This is a genomic window from Phocaeicola faecium, from assembly GCF_014837055.1.
Lineage (GTDB): Bacteria > Bacteroidota > Bacteroidia > Bacteroidales > Bacteroidaceae > Phocaeicola > Phocaeicola gallinarum.
The window spans coordinates 1169756-1193328 of record NZ_JACSPQ010000001.1 but is presented as its reverse complement, the minus strand read 5'-3'; the positions used below and the strand labels follow the sequence as shown (position 1 = coordinate 1193328).

General features: G+C 45.9%; 16 protein-coding genes. 4 read left to right on the top strand and 12 right to left on the bottom strand.

Annotation, left to right across the window (positions count from 1 at the left end; all coding sequences use genetic code 11):
* Positions 1-17: 17 nt before the first annotated feature.
* Complete coding sequence (gene hemW / locus H9626_RS05175; RefSeq protein ID WP_191709774.1) at positions 18-1148, bottom strand: radical SAM family heme chaperone HemW; 1131 nt, start codon at positions 1146-1148, stop codon at positions 18-20.
* 130 nt (positions 1149-1278) lie between these two features.
* Between hemW and H9626_RS05170 the strand changes: the two genes are divergently transcribed.
* Positions 1279-3300, top strand: coding sequence for a tetratricopeptide repeat-containing sensor histidine kinase (locus H9626_RS05170; protein ID WP_225230879.1), 2022 nt, complete (start codon positions 1279-1281; stop codon positions 3298-3300).
* A 5-nt stretch (positions 3301-3305) separates the two neighbouring features.
* Entirely contained in the window at positions 3306-4064 is a 759-nt protein-coding gene (locus H9626_RS05165; RefSeq protein ID WP_178256017.1) for a LytR/AlgR family response regulator transcription factor, read from the top strand.
* Between the two features lie 275 nt (positions 4065-4339).
* On the opposite strand, the gene galK is transcribed toward H9626_RS05165, so the two are convergent.
* The 5 genes from galK to H9626_RS05140 all read right to left on the bottom strand — a co-directional run bounded on the left by galK (position 4340) and on the right by H9626_RS05140 (position 10907).
* Positions 4340-5494 carry a galactokinase gene (galK, locus tag H9626_RS05160; RefSeq protein WP_178256018.1) on the bottom strand — a complete coding sequence of 385 codons (1155 nt, stop codon included), beginning with the start codon at positions 5492-5494 and terminating at the stop codon, positions 4340-4342.
* 101 nt (positions 5495-5595) lie between these two features.
* Positions 5596-6942, bottom strand: a complete 1347-nt coding sequence (locus tag H9626_RS05155; RefSeq protein WP_191709773.1) for an MFS transporter — start codon at positions 6940-6942, stop codon at positions 5596-5598.
* A gap of 49 nt (positions 6943-6991) precedes the next feature.
* Positions 6992-8086 (bottom strand): aldose epimerase family protein, encoded by a 1095-nt coding sequence (locus H9626_RS05150; RefSeq protein ID WP_191709772.1) that lies wholly within the window; start codon positions 8084-8086, stop codon positions 6992-6994.
* A 97-nt stretch (positions 8087-8183) separates the two neighbouring features.
* Positions 8184-9470, bottom strand: coding sequence for a bifunctional folylpolyglutamate synthase/dihydrofolate synthase (locus tag H9626_RS05145; protein WP_191709771.1), 1287 nt, complete (start codon positions 9468-9470; stop codon positions 8184-8186).
* 252 nt (positions 9471-9722) lie between these two features.
* Positions 9723-10907 carry a multidrug effflux MFS transporter gene (locus H9626_RS05140; protein ID WP_178256022.1) on the bottom strand — a complete coding sequence of 395 codons (1185 nt, stop codon included), beginning with the start codon at positions 10905-10907 and terminating at the stop codon, positions 9723-9725.
* Between the two features lie 154 nt (positions 10908-11061).
* Here H9626_RS05140 and H9626_RS05135 point away from each other — a divergent pair, with 154 nt between their 5' ends.
* Entirely contained in the window at positions 11062-11910 is an 849-nt protein-coding gene (locus H9626_RS05135) for a helix-turn-helix domain-containing protein (RefSeq protein WP_225230878.1), read from the top strand.
* Positions 11911-11934: 24 nt separating this feature from the next.
* Here the strand turns inward: H9626_RS05135 and H9626_RS05130 are convergent, their stop codons facing one another.
* Together H9626_RS05130 and H9626_RS05125 are read right to left on the bottom strand one after the other, a co-directional pair.
* The gene (locus H9626_RS05130) at positions 11935-12519 is read right to left on the bottom strand and encodes a hypothetical protein (RefSeq protein WP_178256023.1); all 585 of its coding nucleotides are present in this window, start codon (positions 12517-12519) and stop codon (positions 11935-11937) included.
* 153 nt (positions 12520-12672) lie between these two features.
* On the bottom strand, positions 12673-14829 hold the full coding sequence (locus H9626_RS05125; protein ID WP_191709770.1) for a tetratricopeptide repeat protein: 2157 nt from the start codon (positions 14827-14829) through the stop codon (positions 12673-12675).
* 409 nt (positions 14830-15238) lie between these two features.
* Here H9626_RS05125 and mfd point away from each other — a divergent pair, with 409 nt between their 5' ends.
* Positions 15239-18598, top strand: a complete 3360-nt coding sequence (gene mfd / locus H9626_RS05120; RefSeq protein ID WP_191709769.1) for a transcription-repair coupling factor — start codon at positions 15239-15241, stop codon at positions 18596-18598.
* An 89-nt stretch (positions 18599-18687) separates the two neighbouring features.
* Here mfd and H9626_RS05115 read toward each other — a convergent pair whose 3' ends face one another.
* The 4 genes from H9626_RS05115 to H9626_RS05100 all read right to left on the bottom strand — a co-directional run bounded on the left by H9626_RS05115 (position 18688) and on the right by H9626_RS05100 (position 23563).
* Positions 18688-20901, bottom strand: coding sequence for a heavy metal translocating P-type ATPase (locus H9626_RS05115; RefSeq protein WP_191709768.1), 2214 nt, complete (start codon positions 20899-20901; stop codon positions 18688-18690).
* 214 nt (positions 20902-21115) lie between these two features.
* The gene (locus tag H9626_RS05110; RefSeq protein WP_178256027.1) at positions 21116-21688 is read right to left on the bottom strand and encodes a helix-turn-helix domain-containing protein; all 573 of its coding nucleotides are present in this window, start codon (positions 21686-21688) and stop codon (positions 21116-21118) included.
* 134 nt (positions 21689-21822) lie between these two features.
* Positions 21823-22239, bottom strand: a complete 417-nt coding sequence (locus H9626_RS05105) for an ACT domain-containing protein (RefSeq protein WP_178256028.1) — start codon at positions 22237-22239, stop codon at positions 21823-21825.
* A 22-nt stretch (positions 22240-22261) separates the two neighbouring features.
* Positions 22262-23563, bottom strand: coding sequence for a phenylacetate--CoA ligase family protein (locus H9626_RS05100; protein ID WP_191709767.1), 1302 nt, complete (start codon positions 23561-23563; stop codon positions 22262-22264).
* Positions 23564-23573 lie beyond the last annotated feature (10 nt).

Below are 23573 nucleotides of genomic sequence, written 5' to 3'. Positions count from 1 at the left end.
CCTTTTTTGTTGTCGGTTCATACCCACAGCAAATCACTCATGATGCCGTCGGAAATAAATATGCCTTTATCCGTAAGCCGTAAGATATTGTCAGATAATGATAATGTACCCTGTTTCAAATAAGGCTTTGCCATGCGCAGGCAATAGTCATATAACTCATTGCCAAAATCGTCTTTAAGCCGGACGAGCGACATTCCCCAACATGTTCGGAGCGTGGTAATCACGAAGTCATTGTAGCGCGTATAACGGTCTAAAACCTCTTTTTCGCTCACGCTATTGTTGTTTTCCGATATGCCTTCTATGTATTTGTTTAGCGAAGCAACATTCCATTGACGCGACGAGCCGTTGTAAGAATGTGCAGATGCTCCACATCCCAAATACTTTTTCCCCGTCCAATAACTTGAATTATGTTTGGAATGGAATCCCGGCAAGCAGAAATTTGATATTTCATAGTGTACATAACCGTTTTCTTTCAGCCGATGAATCAGTTGGGTGAAAAGATTCAGACTTAAATCTTCATCTGCTTCTGCCACACGGTGTTGCTCGCGCAGCGTCCATAGCGGAGTTCCTTCTTCGTAGATGAGATGGTAAGCCGATATATGTTCCGGATTCAAGCGGACAGCCTGCTGTAAATCTCTTTCCCAACTTTCGGTTGTTTCTCCCGGAAGCCCATACATCAAGTCGATACTGATGTTCTTAAATCCGGCTTTCCTACAGTTTTCAAAGGCTTCGATAGCCTGTTGTGCCGTATGCCGCCTGTTTAACAGCTTCAATGTCCGGTCATCGAACGTTTGTATTCCCATGCTCAGCCGGTTGAAAGGCAACTTGCGTAACATGTTAATATACGCCGGAGTCAAATCGTCCGGATTGGCTTCGAGCGTCACCTCGGCCTCGTCTGATACCTGATAGTTTGCATCTATTGTATGAAAAACCTGCTCAAACAGTTCTTCGTTAAGCTGCGACGGAGTTCCGCCACCCCAATAAATGGTTTCTATCTGTTCTCCTTCCAAGTAATCTTTTCGGATTTCCAGTTCCCGGCAGAGCGTGTCAATGTATTGGGGCATTAGGTTACTCTGAGTGGTCGAAAAAAAGTCGCAATAAATACAGCGCCGTTTGCAGAAAGGGATATGAAGATAAATACCAGCCATAAGATTGATTGTTTTTTGCAAAGGTAAGTCTATTTTTCAGATATTTGCGAGAAGCCGGACTAAATAAAACAGGACACTTTTTTGCTTCTTTGTTCATTTTATTTAAATTTGTTGACAAATCAATGCCGATATGAAACTGCATACAATACTCTTTGTGTTAATAGGATATTTGGTTGTCCAGTTTTTGATAGTAGGTTGTGCGCGTTCCGAAAAAGACTTTCGAGAAGGAAAGAGTCAGGCTTTTATGACGTTGATAGGCGATTCCGTGTCGAAAAATCCCGCGTGGGTTTGTAAGCAGGCAGACAGTTTGTTGGCTTCTGAAACCGACAGCTTTGATTATTATCAACTGTTGATGCTGAAAGCAAAGGCACTGATGTTTTTATCCGTTTCCGATTCTACGATGTGTTATCTGGATAAGATAGAAACTTATTGTGAAAAAGCGAACCGGACTCCAGAAGTGATACAGTTATGTGCAGAAGCATGGAATGTCAGGGGAAATGTATATTCACGTATCAAGGCCTCTGCCGATTCTGCTGTCTGGGCATACCGGAAAGCCTACGGATATGCGATGCAAATAAAAGACAAGACGTTCGTTCCCGATATTTGCTTGAATTTGGGAGATGCTTATGTCCGCTTGGCGCGTTACGATGAAGGTTCTTATTGGTATCGGTATGCCTTATCGGTTTTCGATTCTTTGAGAATCCCTGAAGAAAAGCGTTTTCCTGTTTATTATGGGTTGGCCCAAGTTAATATGGAGCTTCGCTATTTTTCTAAATGCGATTATTATTACGATTTGGCTTATCGTTTTTATGACCGTATGCAGCCGTTCGAGAAACATATTTATTTGAATAACAGGGGCAACTCGTATTATTTCCGCGAAGACTATGAAACGGCTTTGAAATATTTCCGCCGTTCTTTGGAACTTTCTAACCAATATCCCGGAATGGAGTTCGAACGGAATCTGACGATGATTAATCTGGGTGAGGTGTATTTGTTGTTGAATCGTACCGATTCGGCAGAATATTATTTGAGTCGCTGTTATGATTTCTTTCATTCTATCGGAAACATCAGTGCGCTTTATTACATTGATACCCAACTGATAGAGCTTGCTCTGAAGCAGGGCAACCTTGAGCTGGCGTCCCGGAGACTGAAAGAGGCGGTTAAGCCTGAGCATATTGACCCGAACATGGTGCATATCCGGAACCGCTATTTGCAACATTATTATGCTGAGAAGGGAGACTTTAAGCAGGCTTACCATTATCAGTCGGAAAACCAGCGTATCGATGACTCCACACGAAACGAATGGATTAAGATGAGGGTTATGGAGATAGCCTTGCAGTATAGCAGAGACAGCACGCTGATGAAGAAAGAAATATCCATCCGGGAGAAAGAAAACCAAGTGCTCCGGTTACATCAATGGCTGTACGCTGCCATTTCAGGAGTTCTATTGCTTGCCATTTTGATTCTTGTTATCAGGCGGAAACGTGACCGCGAGCGTTGGCGGATGCAAACCGTTATGACTTCGTTGCGTTTGGCAAATGTGCGTAGCCGTATTTCTCCGCATTTTATATTTAATGTCTTGAGCCGCGAAGTAAACCTTCACTCTAAAGCGGAAAAAGACGATGGAAACCTGATGGGGCTGATAAAACTGCTTCGCCGCAATCTGGAAATGACCGACAGTGTGTCGGTTTCGCTTGCCGATGAACTTGATTTTGTTTCTACATACATCCAGTTGGAAAAAGAGGTTTTGGGCGAGCAGTTTACGTATGTTCAAGATATAGATAAGGATATTGATTTGGCAACGGTTCATGTGCCTTCTATGTTAATTCAGATTCCCGTAGAGAATGCTATCAAGCATGGACTTCGGACGAAGCAGGGGAAACGATTGCTGAATGTGCAGATTAGGTGTGGCGGTGAGGCGGTTGAGATTATTATTCGCGATAATGGGGGAGGTTACCGCGAGAAAAGTCTGAATCGAGGAACCGGAACGGGAATGAAAGTTATTACGCGGACCATCCAGTTGCTCAATTACTATAACCGTACTCCGATAACTATGTGTATCGGTAATGTACCAATGGACGATGGAGAAACGGGGTGTGAAGTGCGCTTTGTCGTTCCCCTTGATTATTCTTATCAGTTAAACAAAAGATGATTAATATGGAAAATCTGAAAACTGTTATTGTTGACGATGATGAGAGCTCTGTTGACAGCTTGTGTTTTGAGTTGAAACATTATGATTCGATATCTGTGGAGGGGATAGCTCACACAGGGATTGCCGGAATCAAGCTGATAGAGAAAATAAAACCCGATTTGGTTTTTCTTGATGTAGAACTGCCCGACATGTTAGGTATGGATGTGATTATGAAATTGCGTGAAGGGCTGTCATGGAGCATGAGAATCGTGTTTTATACGGCTTATAGCAAGTATATGATTGACGCTCTGCGCAATTATGCTTTCGATTTTTTGTTGAAACCGGTTGATAGAAAAGAACTGGAAGTGGTATTGTCGCGCGTGAAAACACAAAAGAAAGAAGATATGTTTCCTAACCGTATCGGAGTTTTTTCGGTGGATAGTGAGAAACCTTTTATGCTGGTTACGCCGACGGGCGACTTGCGCGTGCTGCGTGCTTCTGACATTGGCTATTTCCGTTACCAGTCTGCACGGAAATCATGGGAGGTGGCATTGACAAACGGTACATTTATTTCGCTTCGGCGTAATACGTCTGCCGAACAACTGTGCGCTTACGATGAACAATTCGTTCAGATACACCAGTCATTCATCATAAACCTGAGCTACCTGCTTATGGTTCAAGATAACCGTTGTGTTATGTATCCGCCGTTCGATGCTCCATCCGAAGATTTAATCGTATCAAGAAAGTACCGGAAAGAAATGATGAAGCGTTTCTTCCAGCTTTAAACGCTCCCTGCAACGGCTTGAAAATTCTACCCATAGGACGGGCAAGTTCTATGGGTAGGAATGGGCAACTCATCCGCATGAAATGGGCAACACTAACGGTTGCGTTTTACGGGATAAACTGCTGTCGGGTTATCCTTTTCTTTATGCTTGATTATCAGGTTGTAACAAATATTATCGGCTTTTGTCCCTTGCCGGAAAAAATAAAGCCAACCTCGGTTGAAGGTTGGCTTTACAGATTCTATATGGTTATTCTTTAAACGTTCTTCCAAAACGGTTTAGCAGATTTTCCGTGAACCGTCTCCGATAACTACATCGTAAACTTTCGGGCTGCGGCCGAATTTTTCTTTGAAGCGTTCTTTAGCCGTTGTAATGAAAGTTTCATAGAGTTCGTTTTTCACCAAGTTGATGGTACAACCACCGAAGCCGCCTCCCATTACTCGTGAACCTGTTACGCCACAGTCGAAAGCAATATCGTTTAAGAAATCAAGTTCTTCGCAGCTAACTTCATACAGTTTGCTCATGCCGTGATGAGTTTCATACATCTTCTGACCTACGGTTTCATAGTCACCTTTTTCCAGCGCATCGCAAACGTCAAGCACTCGTTGGATTTCCTCGATAACATATTCAGCACGTTTGTAATCTTCTTCAGACACATTTTCTTTTACTTCGTTAAGCATTTCCATTGTGCAGTCTCGTAAAAATTCTACGTGCGGATGGTTTTTCTGTATGGCTGCTACTACGGCTTCGCAACTTTGGCGGCGTTTATTGTAAGCAGAAGAAGCCAATTCGTGTTTTACAACCGAGTCGACAAGAACCAAGCGGTAGCCGTCCGGTTTGAACGGATAGTATTGATATTCCAAAGAACGGCAGTCTAAGCGGATTAATTTGCCGGCTTTACCGAATACAGAAGCAAATTGGTCCATGATACCGCAGTTTACACCACAATAGTTATGTTCGGTAGCTTGTCCTACTTTAGCTAATTCGAATTTATCAATTTTGTTGTCGCCAAACAAATCGTTCAAGGCATAGGCGAAAGTAGACTCTAATGCAGCAGACGACGACATACCTGCTCCCAATGGAACATCGCCGGCAAATGCGGTATTGAATCCCTTAACGTCAACTCCTCTTTTAATCATTTCGCGGCATACACCGAATATATAGCGTGCCCAGCTTGCTTTGGGTGCATCTTCTTCGTTTAATCCGAATTCAACGTAATCTTTTAAATCAATAGAATAAGCGCAAACCTTATCTTTACCGTTGGGCTTGATTTCAGCCATCATACCTTTGTCAACCGCGCCGGGAAATACGAATCCACCATTATAATCCGTGTGTTCGCCAATCAAGTTGATACGTCCCGGTGAAGCATATACTGAGCCTGTTGTACCGTCAAAATGTTTAATAAAGCGGCTTCTTACAAATTCTATGTCCATAATGATAAAAGTTTAAAGGTTAATATTTCAAATGAGTGAAAACAAAAATGAAGAATGAAGAGCCTGTTTTTGATTCTCCATCCTTCATTTTTTTATGATTCTTAATCAACTGGTATGTCTTTGTTAACGTTCTTGCATCCAATCAGTCCGTAATACAGCAAGTAAGCAAGCATGGCGATGATTAACCAGTAGCTTGGCATGTATCCTAATGAATCGGAGATGAATTGTTGGAGAAGCGGGAAGATACCTCCGCCCACAACCATCATCATAAAGATACCCGAAGCCTGAGCGGTATATTTACCTAATCCTTCTACAGCCAAGTTAAAGATTCCTCCCCACATTACCGAAGTGCATAAACCACATAACACAAGGAACAATGCGCTCAAAGGTACTGATGCCATTTGGAAACCATTGTCAGCGCTATATCCCGGCATAGAGATGGTTACTTCTTTCGGAGTGAAAATAGCAATCAGAATAAAAATGATAGCCGTTGCAGAAGCTACGATTAACTGAGTGCGGCTTGATACTTTACCGCTGATAATACTACTGGTCAAACGTCCTACAAGCATTAACAGCCAATAGATAGCTGCAATGGCACCACCGATGGCTGCACCATCTGTAAGCAGGCCGGCTCCTCTTTCGGTCGGGTCTGCCAAGTAGAAGTTCAATGTACCCGGAATACCGATTTCAATACCTACATATACGAAGATACAGAAAACGCCCAATACCGTATGGCGGAAGTTCCACGGAGAGTGAGAGAATTTTTCTTCTTTTACAGTCTCTCCTTTCTTACGCATGTGAGGTTCGGGGATGCTGACGAATGAAATCACGATGAAAGTGAAAGCAAATACGCCCATCGCAATGAACAGCAGCGGAGCAACGTCTGACATGGCTGTGTTGGGTGTAACTGTACCGATTAGCACACCTACAAACAGCGGAGTCAATGTTCCCGACAAAGAGTTAAGCGCACCTCCTGTTTGGATAAGCTGGTTTCCTTTGTTTCCGCCGCCACCCAGCAAGTTCAGCATGGGGTTAACCACCGTGTTAAGCATACATACACTGAAGCCGCAGACAAACGCTCCTAACAGATAGATGATGAAATTCAGCTTAATGGCATATTCTCCCAAAGCAAAAACATCGGTATCTGCACCGAATAAGCTGGACAAATATTGTATGAGCAGGCCGATAAAACCTACTGCAATGGCGGTTAACGCCGTTTTCTTGTAACCGATTTTAACCAACATGTTTCCTGCCGGTATACCCATAAACAGATATGCAAGGAAGTTCATCATGTTTCCCATCATACCTAACGTGTTGGCTCCTGCATATTGGTTTTTCCAGATAGTACCGAACGGAGCAGCCAGATTGGTTACGAAAGAAATCATCGCAAAGAGGAAGAACATGGTAACGATTGCGATGACGTTACCGTTCTGTTTTTGTTGATTCATGGTTGTTAGTAATTGTAATAAAGTTTATAAATTAGGTTAGTGTTATCTATTATTTTTCTACTCCGAACTTGTATATGGTTACTTGGTGGTAGGTGTCTCCTGCATTTAATACGGCAGAGGGGAAATGACCTTTGTTCGGAGTATCGGGGAAGTGTTGGGCTTCAAAGCAGATTGCACTTCTTCTTGGGAAAGTGGCTCCGTGATATCCGGGATAACCGGTTGCCCAGTTGTCGGTATAAACTTGTACGCCCGGTTCGGTAGTGTAAACCTCCAGTGTACGTCCGCTTTCCGGTTCTACACATTTTGCTGCAAATGTCAGAGTTCCGGCTTCTTCTTTATTTAATACATAGCAATGGTCATATCCGGCGCCGTTGATTAATTGTTGGAATGGTTCGTCGATACGGCTTCCCACGGTATGTGGCGTACGGAAATCCATCGGAGTGCCTTCTACTTTCAGAATTTCGCCTGTTGGGATAGACACTTCATCTATCGGCACATAGTAATCGGCATTGATGGTTACAATATTGTTTTCTATCGTAGGAGTAGGATTGTTTACTCCCGACAGGCTGAAAAATGCGTGGTTGGTAAGGTTGACAATGGTTTTCTTGTCGCAGATGGCTGTGTAAGTAATGATGATTTCATTTTCGTTGGTAAAGGTATAAACCACCGTAATGTCCAGATTTCCCGGAAAACCTTCTTCACCGTCTGCTGAAAGATAGTGTAGCGTAACGCTTTGAGCATTGGTCTGTTCTGCATCCCATACGCGGGCATGATAGCCGGTGGGACCGCCGTGAAGCGAATTGGGACCATTATTTACCGTCAGCGGATACTCTACGCCGTCTAATTTGAATTTTCCTTTGGCAATACGGTTTCCGTAGCGCCCGATAAGTGTACTCAAGAAAGGTTCGGGACTGTTGATTACCCCATCAATGGTATCGTGACTTTGAACTACATTCGCCAGTTTTCCGTTACGGTCGGGGACCATAATCGAAATAATGGCTCCTCCATAATTCGTAACAGCCACTTCAGCTCCGTTTTCGTTCGACAAGATAAATAGGTCGGTTTCTTTTCCGCCGATTGTTTTCTGGAAATCGGCTCTCTTCAAGCCGCTCAGATTGTTTTCTTTGTAGAATGTGTTATTCATATATTAATAAAATCTTTTTATTTACATGTGTCAAATTTTATGCAAATAAAAAGATTTTATTCAATATACCCAAACATTTGAGTAAAAAGAAACGGGGTTAATTGTTTAAAGAAAGTAAATCAGCCACAATAAAACTACTTCCTCCTACAAAAATGAAGTCTTCGGCTGCGGCATCTTTTCGTGCAGCTTCTACGGCTGCTCCCACATTGGGGTAAATATTTCCTTTCAATCCGAAGCCGGCTGCTGCTTCTTTTACTTTTTCGGCGGGTAGTGCACGCTTCACGCTGGCTTGGGTAAAATAGTAACACGCTTCTTTCGGAAGCATCGAAAGCACGCCGCTGATGTCTTTATCGTTTACCATGCCGATAACGATGCGTAACGTCCGGTAAGTCTGCAAGCTAAGTTGTTCGGCTATGTATTGCATCCCTCCCGTGTTGTGTCCCGTATCACATACCAGCGTGGGACGATCGCTTAGTTTCTGCCAGCGTCCCATCAGTCCAGTCAGTTCGCATACGTGTGCAAATCCTTCTCTTACGTTGGTTTCGCCGATAGGGTAACCTGCTTTTATGAGCTGCCGGATGGCGGAAAACAATGTATTGGTGTTCTTTTTCTGACAGAGTCCTCCCAGTTCACCTGTCAGGTCTTTATAGTCGGCTGTCTGATAGAGGTATGTTCCGTCTGCGTTTCTTGAAGTCTGTTTCAGCAGTTGTTCTTCTTCGGCAAAGACGATGGGTGCATGTTCGCTATCGGCTTTTTCTTTAAACACCGGATAAGTTTCGGGGGTGGTTTCGCCGATGACCACCGGCACGTGGGGCTTGATGATACCGGCTTTTTCCGTGGCTATTTTTTCTAACGTGTTTCCTAAAAACTGAACATGGTCGAAACTGATGTTGGTGATGAGGCACAGGTCGGGGTGGATGATGTTGGTGCAGTCCAGTCGTCCGCCCAGCCCGACTTCTATAACCGCCACATCTACTTTCTGTTCGGCAAAATACAGAAACGCCATAGCCGTAGTCAGTTCAAAAAAAGACGGGTGGAGAGGTTCGAAAAACGCACGGTGCTGTTCTACAAAGCGTATAACGAAGTCTTGCGATACCGGTATCCCGTTAACCCGGATGCGCTCGCGGAAATCTACCAAGTGGGGCGAAGTATAAAGTCCGGTTTTGTAACCTGCCGATTGAAGGATAGCGGCAAGTGTGTGTGAGCAAGAGCCTTTTCCGTTTGTACCTGCTACGTGGATGGTACGGAAGCATTGGTGTGGATGCCCGAAATATTCATCCAGCCGGATTGTATTTTCCAACCCTTCTTTGTATGCGTCTTTTCCTATCTGTTGGAAAAGCGGCGCACTGTTATATAAATAAGTAAGTGTTTCTTGATAATCCATAAAGTTTCGGTTTAAATCAAGAAACAAAGTTAGAGCTTTCTTTTCGCTTTCCCAAGCCGTCGGGATGGAAAACTATAGGCTTTTTGAGAGGGTTATTTTCCGCTTTCGGTGGCATGTAAATTTTATGCGGTAGTTTTACTCAACGCATCCGTATGTTTTCACCAAAACATGCGGATGCGTTGCCTTACTTATCCGCATGAATTTTCAGGCTTGTTTGAATGCCTTCTGAAGCTGTTTTGACGGGTTGGATTTTTAAAATGTGCGGAGGCGGAAGAAACGCTGGGTCAGCGCGTAGCGCGTGCAGATGTAAGCACAGATACTTCCTGTAACAAACAGAGTTCCCGTAGACATAAAGATGTCTCCGATACCTACCAGAGGCGATACGATACCTCCGGCGGCATATCCCACTGCCCCCAACAGTGCCGAAGCAATGCCTGCATGTCGGCGTTCGCAGTCCATCGCCAGCGCATTTGAAGCGGTAAAGCTCATACCTACCATCGACAGCAGGCAGAAAGTTAATACTTCGTATATCCAAAAACTGCATCCTAAGAACAGAGCGGTACATATCATGGCGGCGAACAGTATCATACCGTAACTTCCGGTCTGCAGGGCGCGCTCCATAGTGGGAAGTTTGACAGCCACACCGGATGAGATAACCATCGCAATGGCATTGATACCGAAACAAAGACTGAACGAAAGAGGTGACAGTCCGTAATGTTGCTGCATGATGAAAGGAGCGGAAGCTATGTTGACAAACAGTACACTCATGGTAAATCCGTACTGAAAGACGTATGACATATACGTACGGTTTCGGAACACGGTGCCGAAATTTTGTAAAACGCTTATCCACTGCCCACACTGCCGACGCGCTTGGGGCAGGGTTTCTTTAAAGTAAAGTGTACCGACGAGTAGCGCAACTCCCAGCAGGCAAAGAAACCAGAAGATACCTTTCCAACCGCCAAACCCTGCCAATATACCTCCGGCTATGGGAGCGGCTACCGTGGCTATTCCGTTGATGGCGCCGATGAGTGCAAGCATGGCAGCCAACTCATGCGATGCATAACGGTCGGCGGCAATCGAGCGAGACAATACCACTCCGCCGGCTCCGGCTATCCCTTGAGCCACACGTAAGATAGTGAATTGGAAGATGTTTTGAGAAAATAAGCAGCCCAGTGTGGAAAGGAGAAATAAAATCATGGCAGCAATCAGCGATTGCCGGCGTCCGTACCGGTCGCTCAGCGGACCGAATATCAGTTGTCCGGCGGCAAGACCTACCATTCCTGCGGTAAGTCCTAATTGAACCATGGATGAAGACGAGTGAAAATAATTCGTCATGGAAGGCAGTGTAGGCAAATACATGTCCATAACAAACGGACCGAATGCGCTCATTGTTCCCAAGAAGATCGATAAAAATGTCTTACTATTTTGTTTGTTCATCGTGTTTTACTCTTTATTTTATTCGGGTGCAAAATTATTAGCTTTGTAGGAAATGGAATATGACTTAAATAGTACAAAACATTTCATTTTAAGAATAAACAGGTGTACTGTTTTGGAATATGCGTATATTTGTTGCGCAAAAAGAGAAATGATTATGTATAATCAATTTTTATCCGAAATATCCACGATACGCTGTGAAGAGTCTGATTTAAGTTTCTTGAAAGGAAATCCTTTCCATTTTCGGTGTGGTATTTATTTGATATGTACGCAGGGGAGAGGCGTTGTTTCGACAGGTGTGCAGCAGTACGAGTTGGATGAGCAGACCGAATTGATATTTTTAACCGGTGCGTTGATGGAGTTGCTTTCTTCATCCGCCGATTTCAAGGTTACGATGCTGGTGTTTCCGAACGAAGTTTTCTTGAAAGCAATGTTACCCATCGATACTCCTTATTTTAATTATACCCACGAGCATCCCTGCTACCGGCATACGGCAGACGAACGCAGCCAGAAAACTTGGCGGGAAGTGAAGTTGTGGATGGAAATGGCGCAGATGCTGTTCGGCGGACAGCCCCGTCAGTTCAGAGAACAACTGGAGTACAATTTCCTGCAAAGCCTGTTGATGTGGCTGTTTAATACGATTCAGGAAAAACTGGCACTCGTTAATCAGTACAGTCGTAAGCAGGTGCTCTGCCATCGCTTCATGCAGTTGGTAAGAGAATGTAGCATGAAACAGCATCAGGTAGCCTTTTATGCCGGGGAGCTTTGTATCACTCCGCGCTATTTGCACCAGATAACCGTAGAATATTTAGGAGGCAAAACGCCTAAACAACTGATTGACGAACAGTTGGTAGCCGAGATAAAGGTTTTGCTGAATAAGCCTGAACTGTCTGTTACCGAGATAGCCGAACAACTGAGTTTCGCCGACCAGTCGTATCTCACCCGTTTCTTTAAAAAAAGCACAGGGATGTCTCCCAAAGAATTTCGCCAGCGAAGAAATGTTTGAGGCATGTAAAGTTCGTATTGCCAACTAATACCGTATTCCTTCTACGCCGAAACTGATGGAACTGCTTTCGCCCAATTTGAAATTGACCATGCCTCCGAAGCGGTCGGGGGCGAAGTGCGGGAGCGGATAATATAAGGGTGAGCGTTTGGGCATTAGCGACTTGTTGCCGTAAGCATACAGGCTGATACGCTCGTTTACTTTAAAGGCAGCAATGGCGGCAACTCCAACGTTCCGATAGTCTATGAATCCCCAATCCAAGTTGCTGGCATATATTCCTCCTGCCACGCTGAATCGTTTGGTGAGCGGTACGGCATATAAAAAAGCGGCATCCTGTCCGAATCCCACTCCCGACGGGGCGTAACGGCTCGGACTGAACGTGATGTTCATTCCTAACGACGCATTGAATCCTTCATGCAATTCCCATGTGGCATAGCTGAATGGCGTAATGCCATACATGCTGAAAGGAGAGTAAAGCAATCCGCTTTGTGGGACGGGAGAAGGAAGCGGTACGCTCAGCGAGTCGGTAACCGCTGGGGACGTTTCGTTTTGTGCCTTGCCCATGAACGGGTAAAGCAAACATATCAATAAAAATAGAATGAACTTTTTCATGGCAGCCTGTTTTAACGAAGAACCGTATCGGCTAAGGTCGAATCCTTTACCGATACGGTTTCAAATATACAGATAATTTGTTTTCTCCGATGTCGTTACCTGCTGTTTTTCACTTATATTATAATCGTTTTAATAATATAGATATAGATGTGTTTACAGCAAGTCGGGTATCAAATAGAAATACTCTTCCGTAATGCCATGTTGCAGCATGATTTCTTTATCAGCATGATAAGTTTCAATAAATTCATCGTATGACTTACAAAGCTCTTGCGTATGGCGGTAGTAATCCAGAGCCTTTGTGAGATCGTTGCGAAGCAGGCAAGCATGTCCGGCGTTCAGGTAATCGGCAGGACGCACCTCACTGGAAGCATGAATCTTTTCGTAGATGTGAATTGCCTCATCGTATTTCTTCTCCATGAAGTAACACCACCCGATGGCACGCTGTGCGTTAACCGGACTGTTTGTCAGGTATTCCACTTTGAAGAAGTAATTCAGCGCTTCATTATATTTGCATTGTGCCGTTAAGCACTGCCCGATTTGCATCAGTAAGTTCAAATCTTCCGGTTGCATTTGTTCTATCCGCAGGAAGTATGAAAGAGCCTCTTCATAATTTTGCATCCGTTTGTAGCATTGTGCCAAATGCTTGAGCGTCCATCGGTGGTCGGGCTTGAACAAGTCTGCCTGTTTGTAGGCTTCGATGGCTTCTTCATATCTTTTCCCTTTTTGGAGGCAGAAGCCCAATTTTTGCCAAACCTCAGCATCCTCAGAACCTGTTCGGGTCAGTTCGGTATACAGTAGGGCAGCTTCGTCTACATAATCTTTTGCGAATAAATAGTCAGCGATAGGTTTGCGATATTCATCGGTCAGGATCAGCGGGCGTAAGAACGGATTCTCCCAAAGCGACATCCGGTTGGCAAAAATATCGTCATGCTCTTGGCGGAACAAACTGATTTTGAAAAAGCGGTATAAATCGTGGATGTATTGGCGACTTGCATCGTTTGCCTTTTTCTCCTCTTTCAGGTTTTGCCTCATAAATTCGTTTTGCTCGTCAAGCTGCATACTCAAAGCCTGCCGTTGGGCAAGGGGAATAGAGTTTACCGTAAGGCAAAACGAATACTTGTCGGAATTGCAGAAGGTAGACGATTCCAATAGCAGATTGATAAGCGACTTGTCACTGATGTTTTCGTTATCGAACAAAGCAGCCACTTCCGGCACTTGCTTGTCGAACGGATAAAACCAATGTGCCATCCGGTTGAAGAACGGATAACTTTTCAGTTGGCAGAACGTAGTCATATACGTGTCCGCTCCTTCCATTTGTAATTCCCCCATTTCACGGATGCGCTCGCTTATTTTTTCTATTCCGGCTTTCCATTCCGGATTCATGTCTTCCATGTCATCCAAGTCTGCCACATTTATATTGGAGTTGTTAAACTGTGGGTTTTTCATCATCTGCGGAATGATTTCCTCGCGCATTTTCTTGTCTATCTTCGTCGTTTCGCGCGAAAGCAGAAGCAATATCTGAATGTCATGCAACTGTCTGAGCGTTTCAGGATTTTCCATGAAGAGAGACAAGGCGGCGATAAATTCCGGATAAAGTGCCAGACGCTCTTTCTGATGGAAGGTAGCCAGCACGATGCCGATAAGCGCCCGTTGGGTAAGCAACGTTTCGGTCCGTTCGTTATAAGCCGTAAGCAGGAACTGATATTTCCGGGGGTCGAACAAATCGAGCAGACTCATGGTTACGGCACTTATCATCACGGCAATGTCGTTGACCGGAATCAATACCGACCGAAGTAACGCCGTTGCTTCGTTGAATTCTTCTTCCGTCCATCCGTCAGACACCCACGTCTTGTCGAACAGCGTGTCTACCGTTTTTTCGCGTCGCACGGACAATGCTTTCATCTTTTCCTTCCGCTTGCCTTCATCGTTTTCCATAAGCGGAACCACGCCCATATCTTCCGCAATGGTTTCCAGCGTCAGACACAGTTCTCCGTAAGAGGGGGGCGGAGTACGCTTGAACGTGCGGAACAGTTCCCCCCGGTGTCCTTGTCCGGAGGTATAAGTGCGGATATACTCCACCCGGTCTGCCAGTTCGTACGCCTTACATACAAGTTGGCTGTACATCTTGTCCCGTTCGGGGTCTTGCATACCTTTGGCGGCATACTGAAGCATGTATCCATACGTGGTTTTGAGGTTCTCCACCTCCGACTTGACCAGCCAGTTTCCGGCATCGGAAGCCGATAAGTTCAGTAATTCAAAGGCTTCTTTCAGTCGTCGCTCTTTTAGTAATTTGATAATGTCGTTGTACATTTATAAATAATAATAGAGAGTACAAATATAATGATAATTTGAAAAAGTAAGAAACTGTTTTGAATTTATCGACCAACGCACACACGAAAACGGATACATCAAGCCAAGAATAATTTTTTGTAGAAATTCAAAACAGTTTCTAAGCATAGCGTATGCTTTAAAATCACTTACTTTATGGGTATCGGACTGATAATTTTCAGAGCATCCTTATAGTGCTGATATACAGCGATAAATAAATTTGCGGAAGTGCTCCAAAAAACTACCGTTAGCGTTAAGGATTTCTACCGCATGAGTTAGCCATTTCTATGGGTAGTGTCATCCAACGCAAGCGGATGCGTATGAATCATCAAATTTTATTCGATTTTTCCCGTGAGATTCTTTATTTTTGCGCCAACTATCCGATTAACTAATGACTATAATAGAACTTCAGCAGATTTATGCGAAACATCCCAATTTAGCGGGACTGGTTTCTTTGTTGGACAATAAAGATATAAAAACAGTTTATTTAGACGGAATGCACGCATCGTGTGCTTCTCTGTATGCTTCCGCTTTTGTCAAGGTGCGTCCGGGAGTATACGTCTTTATCCTGAACGATGAAGAAGAGGCTGGATATTTCTATCACGATATCGTTCAGGCGAATGGCGATGAGCAGACATTGTTTTACCCGTCGTCGTATCGTCGTGCCATCAAGTACGGGCAGAAGGATGCGGCGAACGAGATATTGCGAACCGAGGTGTTAAACCGTCTGGAGCGAAACGAGGCGGTTGCGGTGGTAACATTTCCCGATGCGCTGGCTGAGAAAGTGGTTTCCCGCAAGTCGCTGAACGAGAATACGCTCACGCTGCGCGTAGGGCAGGAGATTGAAACCGAAAAAATAACCGAAGCGCTGGTGAAATACGGGTTTGAACATGTAGATTACGTGTATGAGCCGGGGCAGTTTGCCATGCGCGGAAGCATCCTCGATGTGTTTTCTTTTGCTTCGGAATATCCGTACCGTATCGACTTCTTCGGCGAAGAAATCGACAGCATCCGTACGTTTGAGGTGGAAACACAGCTTTCGAAAGAAAAGAAAGACTCGGTAAGCATTGTGCCCGAACTGTCGGGAACGTCGGACAGCAACGTGTGTTTCTTGGATTTCATTCCCCGCGACACGGTGATTTGGGCGAAAGATTTGGTGTGGGTGCGTGAGCGGATTCAAACCGTTCACGATGAGGCTGTTTCTCCGCAGGCGCTTATCGCTTACGAAGGGGAGCAGACAGAACTGATGAATCTGGAAAAGAAACTGATTGACGGTTCTGAATTTACGGTACGCTCGCTGGATTTCCGCCGCATTGATTTCGGTCATAAAGCGCTGGGAACTCCGCAGGCAACCCTGAAGTTTGAAACTTCCATCCAGCCCATTTTCCATAAGAATTTTGACCTCGTGGCGAGTTCGTTTACCGATTATCTGCAACGGGGATATACGTTATATATCTGTTCCGACAGCGTGAAACAAACCGATCGTCTGCATGATATATTTACGGAACGCGGAGATAAGATTCGTTTTGTGGCGGTAGACCGCACGTTGCATGAAGGATTTATCGACCATACGCTGAAATGTTGCTTTTTTACCGACCATCAGATATTCGACCGCTTTCATAAATATAACCTTCGGAGCGACAAAGCACGCAGCGGGAAGGTTGCCCTCTCGCTGAAAGAACTGAACCAGTTTGAGCCGGGCGATTACGTGGTACACATTGACCACGGTATCGGTAAGTTTGCCGGACTGGTGCGCATCCCTAACGGAAATACCACGCAAGAGGTTATCAAGCTGGTTTATCAGAATGACGACGTGGTGTTTGTCTCTATCCATTCGCTGCATAAAATATCCAAATACAAAGGGAAAGAGGGAGAACAGCCTCGCCTTAGCAAGTTGGGTACAGGTGCGTGGGAGAAGATGAAAGAACGCACCAAAACCAAGATAAAAGACATAGCCCGCGACTTGATAAAACTTTACTCGCAGCGTAAGCAGGAGAAAGGATTCAAGTACAGTCCCGACAGCTTTTTACAGCATGAGCTGGAAGCGAGCTTCATTTATGAAGACACGCCCGACCAACTAAAAGCAACGCAGGAGGTAAAAGCGGATATGGAAAGCGATCGCCCGATGGACCGTTTGGTGTGTGGCGATGTGGGGTTCGGAAAGACAGAAGTGGCGATTCGGGCGGCGTTCAAAGCCGTGACCGACAACAAGCAAGTGGCGGTGTTGGTGCCTACTACCGTATTGGCATACCAGCATTACCAAACCTTTAAGAAGCGTTTGGAAGACATGCCCTGCAAAGTAGACTACTTGAGCCGTGCCCGGACAGCCAAAGATACTTCCCGGATATTGAAAGAATTGGCGGATGGCAAGATAAACATCCTGATAGGTACGCATAAAATCATCGGCAAGAGTGTTAAGTTTAAAGATTTGGGACTGTTGATTATCGACGAGGAACAGAAGTTCGGTGTCAGCGTAAAGGAAAAGCTACGGCAGATAAAAGTGAACGTCGATACGCTGACCATGACGGCAACTCCCATTCCGCGTACGCTTCAGTTCTCGCTGATGGGAGCGCGCGACCTTTCGGTGATACAGACTCCGCCGCCCAACCGTTACCCTATCCAAACCGAAGTACATACGTTTAACGAGGAAATCATAGCCGATGCCATCAATTTCGAGATGAGCCGTAACGGGCAAGTGTTCTTCGTCAATAACCGAATCCAAAACCTGATGGAACTGAAGATGATGATTCAGCGTAACATCCCCGACTGCCGTGTTTGTATCGGGCATGGGCAGATGCAGCCTGATGAATTGGAGAAAATTATTTTCGACTTCGTGAACTATGATTACGATGTGCTTCTGGCTACCACTATCATTGAGAGCGGAATCGACATTCCTAACGCCAATACCATCATCATCAATCAAGCTCAGAACTTCGGGCTTAGCGACCTCCACCAGATGCGTGGGCGTGTAGGGCGCAGCAATAAGAAAGCATTCTGTTATCTGTTGGCACCTCCGTTGTCATCCCTTACCCCCGAAGCCAAACGCAGGCTTCAGGCGATAGAGAATTTCAGTGACCTCGGCAGCGGAATCCATATAGCCATGCAGGATTTGGATATCCGTGGGGCAGGGAATATGCTGGGAGCCGAACAGAGTGGCTTTATCGCCGACTTGGGTTATGAAACATATCAGAAAATTCTTGCGGAAGCGGTTAAAGAATTAAAGACCGACGAATTTGCCGAACTGTATGCCGACGAGGTGAAAGCGGGCGAAGAGAAATTCAGCGGCGAAGAGTTTGTTGACGAATGTACCGTAGAGAGCGACCTCGAATTGCTTTTCCCGAACGAATACATACCGAGCAGTAGCGAACGCATGTTGCTGTATCGCGAGTTGGATAAGCTGGAACTGGATAAGGATGTGGAATCATTTAAGGCACGTCTGGTCGACCGTTTTGGCAAGATACCGTCCGAAGGCGAAGAGCTGATCCGTATCGTTCCGTTGCGCCGCATTGCCAAGCGGTTGGGCATTGAGAAAGTGGTTTTGAAAGCCGGACGCATGACGCTCTACTTCGTAAGCAACCTTGACAGTCCGTATTACCAAAGCAAGGCATTCGGTAAGATAATAAACTACATGGCGAAATACCCGCGCAACTGTAACCTGCGGGAGCAAAACGGCAAACGAAGCATGGTGATGAAAGAAGTTTACGATGTAGAATCTGCCGTGCGTATATTGCAAGAGATGGTGGCTTGTTAATCTGTCAGAGTAACTTGCCGCATACACCAACTGCTGTCACTGTTCCGAAGCTTTGTACGGACAATGACAGCAGTTTGCGTATGCGCTTGTCAGCGTTTCGTTTTCAGGCGGAGACTGTTGGTCACTACGCTTACGCTGCTCATCGCCATTGCTGCTCCCGCTATGATAGGACTCAGAACGAAACCGCAAATGGGGTAGAGTGCACCGGCAGCTATCGGTACGCCAATGAGATTATAGATAAACGCCCAAAAAAGGTTTTCGCGGATGGTGCGGACAGTGAGTGTAGACAGGCGGACGGCATCGGCTATCTTGCGGAGGTCGGACGAGATAATTGTCATTTTGGCAACGTCGATGGCAATGTCGCTTCCTTTACCCATTGCGATACTTAAATCGGCTTGGGCGAGGGCGGCACTGTCATTAATTCCGTCGCCTACCATTGCCACCCGTTTCCCCTGTTGTTGCAACTCTTTTATGAATCCGGCTTTCTGTGCAGGCAGAACCTCGGCGCGATAGTGCGGTATGCCCGCTTCTTTGGCTACGGATGCAGCTGTCGCTTCGTTGTCTCCCGTTAACATGTAGATGTCTATACCCATTCGGCGAAGCTTCTCTACAGCTTCTTTGGATGTTTCCTTGATGCGGTCGGTAATGGCGGCAAGGGCTAATGCTTCCTGTTCGTCGGCAAACCATATCACGGTTTTCATTTCCTCCGTCAGCCGTTTGGCAGTTGCGGCGAGCGATTCACTGATACGGATATGCTGTTGCTTCATGAGTCGCAGGTTTCCGGCGTAGTAACGCTTTCCGTTAACTATCCCGCTGATACCTGCACCGGTCAGGCTCTCAAAGTTATTTATCGGGAGAGCTTCGCCTTTCAGATGGTTTGCCACGGCTTCCGCTAACGGGTGTTCGGAACTGACCTCCAAGCTGTAAAAAATGTTTTTCAGCAACGGCGTCTCTGCCGTCCAGATAAAATCCGTAACCACGGGCTTCCCTTCTGTAACCGTTCCCGTCTTATCGAGTACAATGGTGTCAATACCCTTTGCTGTTTCCAAGCTCTCGGCATCTTTAATCAATATGCCGGTCTCGGCTCCTTTTCCGATACCCACCATGATGGCTGTGGGTGTGGCGAGTCCCAGCGCACACGGACAAGCGATAATCAGTACCGTTACCGCCGCCAGCAGTCCGCGGGTAAATCCGTTTACGGGGTCGAATATCAGCCACAAGACAAACGCCAACAACGCGATACCCATAATGGCAGGAACGAAAACCGCAGCGATACGGTCTACCAGTTTCTGTACGGGAGCTTTGCTGCCTTGCGCGTCTTGCACCATGCGGATAATCTGAGACAGCATGGTTTCGCTGCCCACCTTTTCTGCCTTGAATCGGAAACTTCCTTTTTGGTTAATGGTGCCGGCAAAGACCTTTGCAGATACAGACTTTTCCACCGGAACAGGTTCGCCGCTCAACATGCTTTCATCGACGTATGAACTTCCCTCCGTAACCGTTCCGTCTACGGCTATTTTTTCTCCCGGTTTTACAACCAGCGTGTCACCAATCTTTACCGTTTCGATGGCAGTTTCGCGCAATTCACCTTGCGGAGTAAGCAGCGTCACCGTTTTGGGTTGCAGCCCCATCAGTTTCCGAATGGCGGTAGAAGTGTTTCCTTTTGCCCGTTCTTCCAGCAGTCTGCCCAATAGAATAAAAGCGATAATCATGCTCGACGCTTCAAAGTAAACATGAGGCTGGATGCCTCGGCTTAACCAGAACTGAGGGAAGAAAAGGTTAAACAGACTGAAGATATAAGCAATTCCGGTACTGTTTGCCACCAGCGTATCCATGTTTGCACTTCCATGTTTCAGTTGCTTCCAAGCATTGATGTAGAATCCTCTGCCCAGCCAGAATACAACGGGAGTAGATAATAGCCACATAATGTACTTGGCGTAAGGCATATCCATGAAGAAAAGTCCGATTATGGCGATGGGGAGCGAGAGAAGAACCGCCCAGATGGTACGATGCTTCAAAGCGTGGTACTTCAGTTCGTGAGCATCTTCTGCCTCTTGCTTGCTTTCCTCTTTATCAGCAGTGATAACAAGGTCGTATCCGGCTGTCTGTACGGCTGTACGTAACGATTCGGGTGAACATATTTCAGGGTCATACTCTACGGTTGCCATAGCCGAAGCGTAGTTTACGCTTGCAGTCTGTACGCCCGGCTGACGGTTTAATGTCTTGTCTACACGGGCTGCACACGCGGCACAGCTCATTTCCAATACAGGAAAATTCCGTTTGATGGTTTTGGGTTTATCCATATACTTTTAAATTTGATTCTGTTCTTATTAGCGAATGCAAAAGTAACGGCTTTTCCGCAAAACCATTTATATAATTAAGGATAGGATTTACAAGTTTTGTATCGTTTGAAGCCTGCAAAATTTCTTCCCATAGCGTAAGGTAACTTATCCGCATGTTTTGTTGAACGCAAGCGGATGTTTTTATCAACGCATCCGCTTGCGTTTTTGGGGGATATTATTGCCCGATTTTGTCTAACGCCAAGCGCTTGTGGCTGGCTTGCTTCTTAAACTGGCTGGGCGGCATTCCGGTTACGCTTTTAAACTGTGCGCTGAGGTGTGCCGTACTCGAATAGTTCAGCAAATCAGCTATTTCGTTCAGTGAAAGTTCGTCGTAGGCGAGCAACTCCTTTACCCGCTCTATCTTTTGGGCAATGAAATACTTTTCGATGGTAATGCCGTTGATTTCCGAAAACAGTTTGCTTAACGCACTGTAATCCTGTCCACAATGTTCCGTGAGGTAATCCGACAGGTTGGTTCGCAATTCTCCGTTCTGTCGGTGGATAAGCTCGATGATAAGTTGCTTGATGTGTTCTATCAAAAGACTGCGCTTATCATCCATCAGTTCGAAGCCCACAGCCTCCAACTGTCGGCGCACGCTTTCTTTCTGTTCCTCCGTCAGTGTTTCGCTGATGGAAGCCATTCCCAGTTCAACCCGTTCCGGTGTAAGATGTTCTGCTTTCAGAATATTTTCTACCACCATGATGCAACGGTTACAAACCATGTTTTTTATGTAAAGTATCGTAGCCATAGTTTTTTCTTTTGATAACATTACAAAGCTACGAAAAGATTTGGAGAAACATAAAAAATCCGCCTTGCTTCAGCGAAAAACACGAGTACATTTCGGCAGAAGCAAGGCGGAATAGATAACAAAAATAAGTTGGCTTACAGGTCTTTATCCAAAAGCACTTCACACCCGTGCTGCTTCAGTACATCGAGACAGCGCGCCATGTCGTTGGGCTTGATGACCACGTGCGCACGGTCGTTTTGGGCAAAAGCATACATGTAGTCGATGAAAATTTGCTCTTGCGCCAGATACTCTAAAATCACAGCCAATGAGCCGGGTACGTTTTCACAACTCAAACAAACCACATCGGTAGACATCACGGCAAAGTCTTGCTGGCGCAATACCTCTACGGCCTTGTCTACATCAGAAACTATCAGACGCAGGATACCGAAATCTGCCGTTTCTGCCATACTGAAAGCGTGCATGTTGATTCCGTTTTGTCCCAACGTGCGCACTACGTCGTTGATTCGTCCGGTTTTATTCTCTAAAAAAACCGATAATTGTTTTATTGTCATAGCTTGATAATTGCTTTTTAGGTTATACCAATACACGTTTGTCTATTACCCGTGTCGATTTTCCTTCGCTGCGGGCTATGCTGTTAGGTTCCATCAACTTCACATCGGCACTGATGGACAGTACGCTCTTGAGTTTGTCGGAAAGCATTTTTTTCAGTCCCAACATGGCACCGATGTCGTCGGTAAAGAAGTCGCGGCGCACCTCTACCTGCACTTCCAGTGTGTCGAGGTTTTTCTTGCGGTCGACCACCAGCAAGTAACGCGGTTCAAATTCTTTCATGCCGAGGATAACACTTTCTACCTGCGACGGGAATACATTGATACCCCGGATGATGAGCATATCGTCGCTGCGTCCCATGATAGGAGTCATCCGTACGTTGGTTCGTCCGCACGGACACGTGCCCGGCATGAGCGAAGTAAGGTCTTTCGTACGGTATCGGAGCAAAGGCATTCCTTCTTTGGTGAGCGTGGTAAACACCAGTTCTCCCCTTGTGCCGGCGGGCAGCGGCTGAAGCGTTTCAGGGTCGATGATTTCGGGATAGAAATGGTCTTCGTTAATGTGCGAGCCGTTTTGCTCCTGACATTCGTAAGACACGCCCGGCCCTATGATTTCGCTTAATCCGTAGATATTATATCCTTTCAGTCCGAGGCGTTCCTGAATTTCGCGGCGCATGTTTTCCGTCCACGGTTCTGCCCCGAACGCCCCCACACGTAGTCCGAGTTCTCCTTTTTGGATACCCATGCGTTCAGCCACCTCAGCCAGATAAAGCGCGTACGAAGGCGTACAGGCGATACCCGTAATGTGGAGGTCGCGGATGAGGCGCACGTGTTTCTCGGTATTTCCCGTAGAAGCCGGTATAACGGTAGCACCGAGGTTCTCAACACCGTAATGCGCCCCCAGTCCTCCTGTAAACAGTCCGTATCCATAACTAACGGAAAAGGTATCATCGCGCGTAACGCCATAAGCAGACAGACACCGTGCCATCACCTCCGACCAGATGGAAAGGTCGCGGCGGGTATAACCTACAATGGTTGGGTTTCCTGTCGTGCCCGATGAGGCATGTACACGCACCACCTCTGAAAGCGGAGCCGCCATCAACCCGTACGGATAATTGTCCCGTAAATCCTGCTTGGTGGTGAACGGAAGTTTCACAATGTCGTCGATGCAGCGTATGTCATCGGGCGCAAGGTCCATTTCCTGCATTTTCTTGCGATAGAAAGGTACGTTATGATAAACGTAAACAACGAGCTTCTGCAAGCGTTTGCCTTGTAGTTCGCGCATTTGTTCGCGCGGCATACATTCTTTGTTAGTGTTCCAAATCATGTCAGATAAT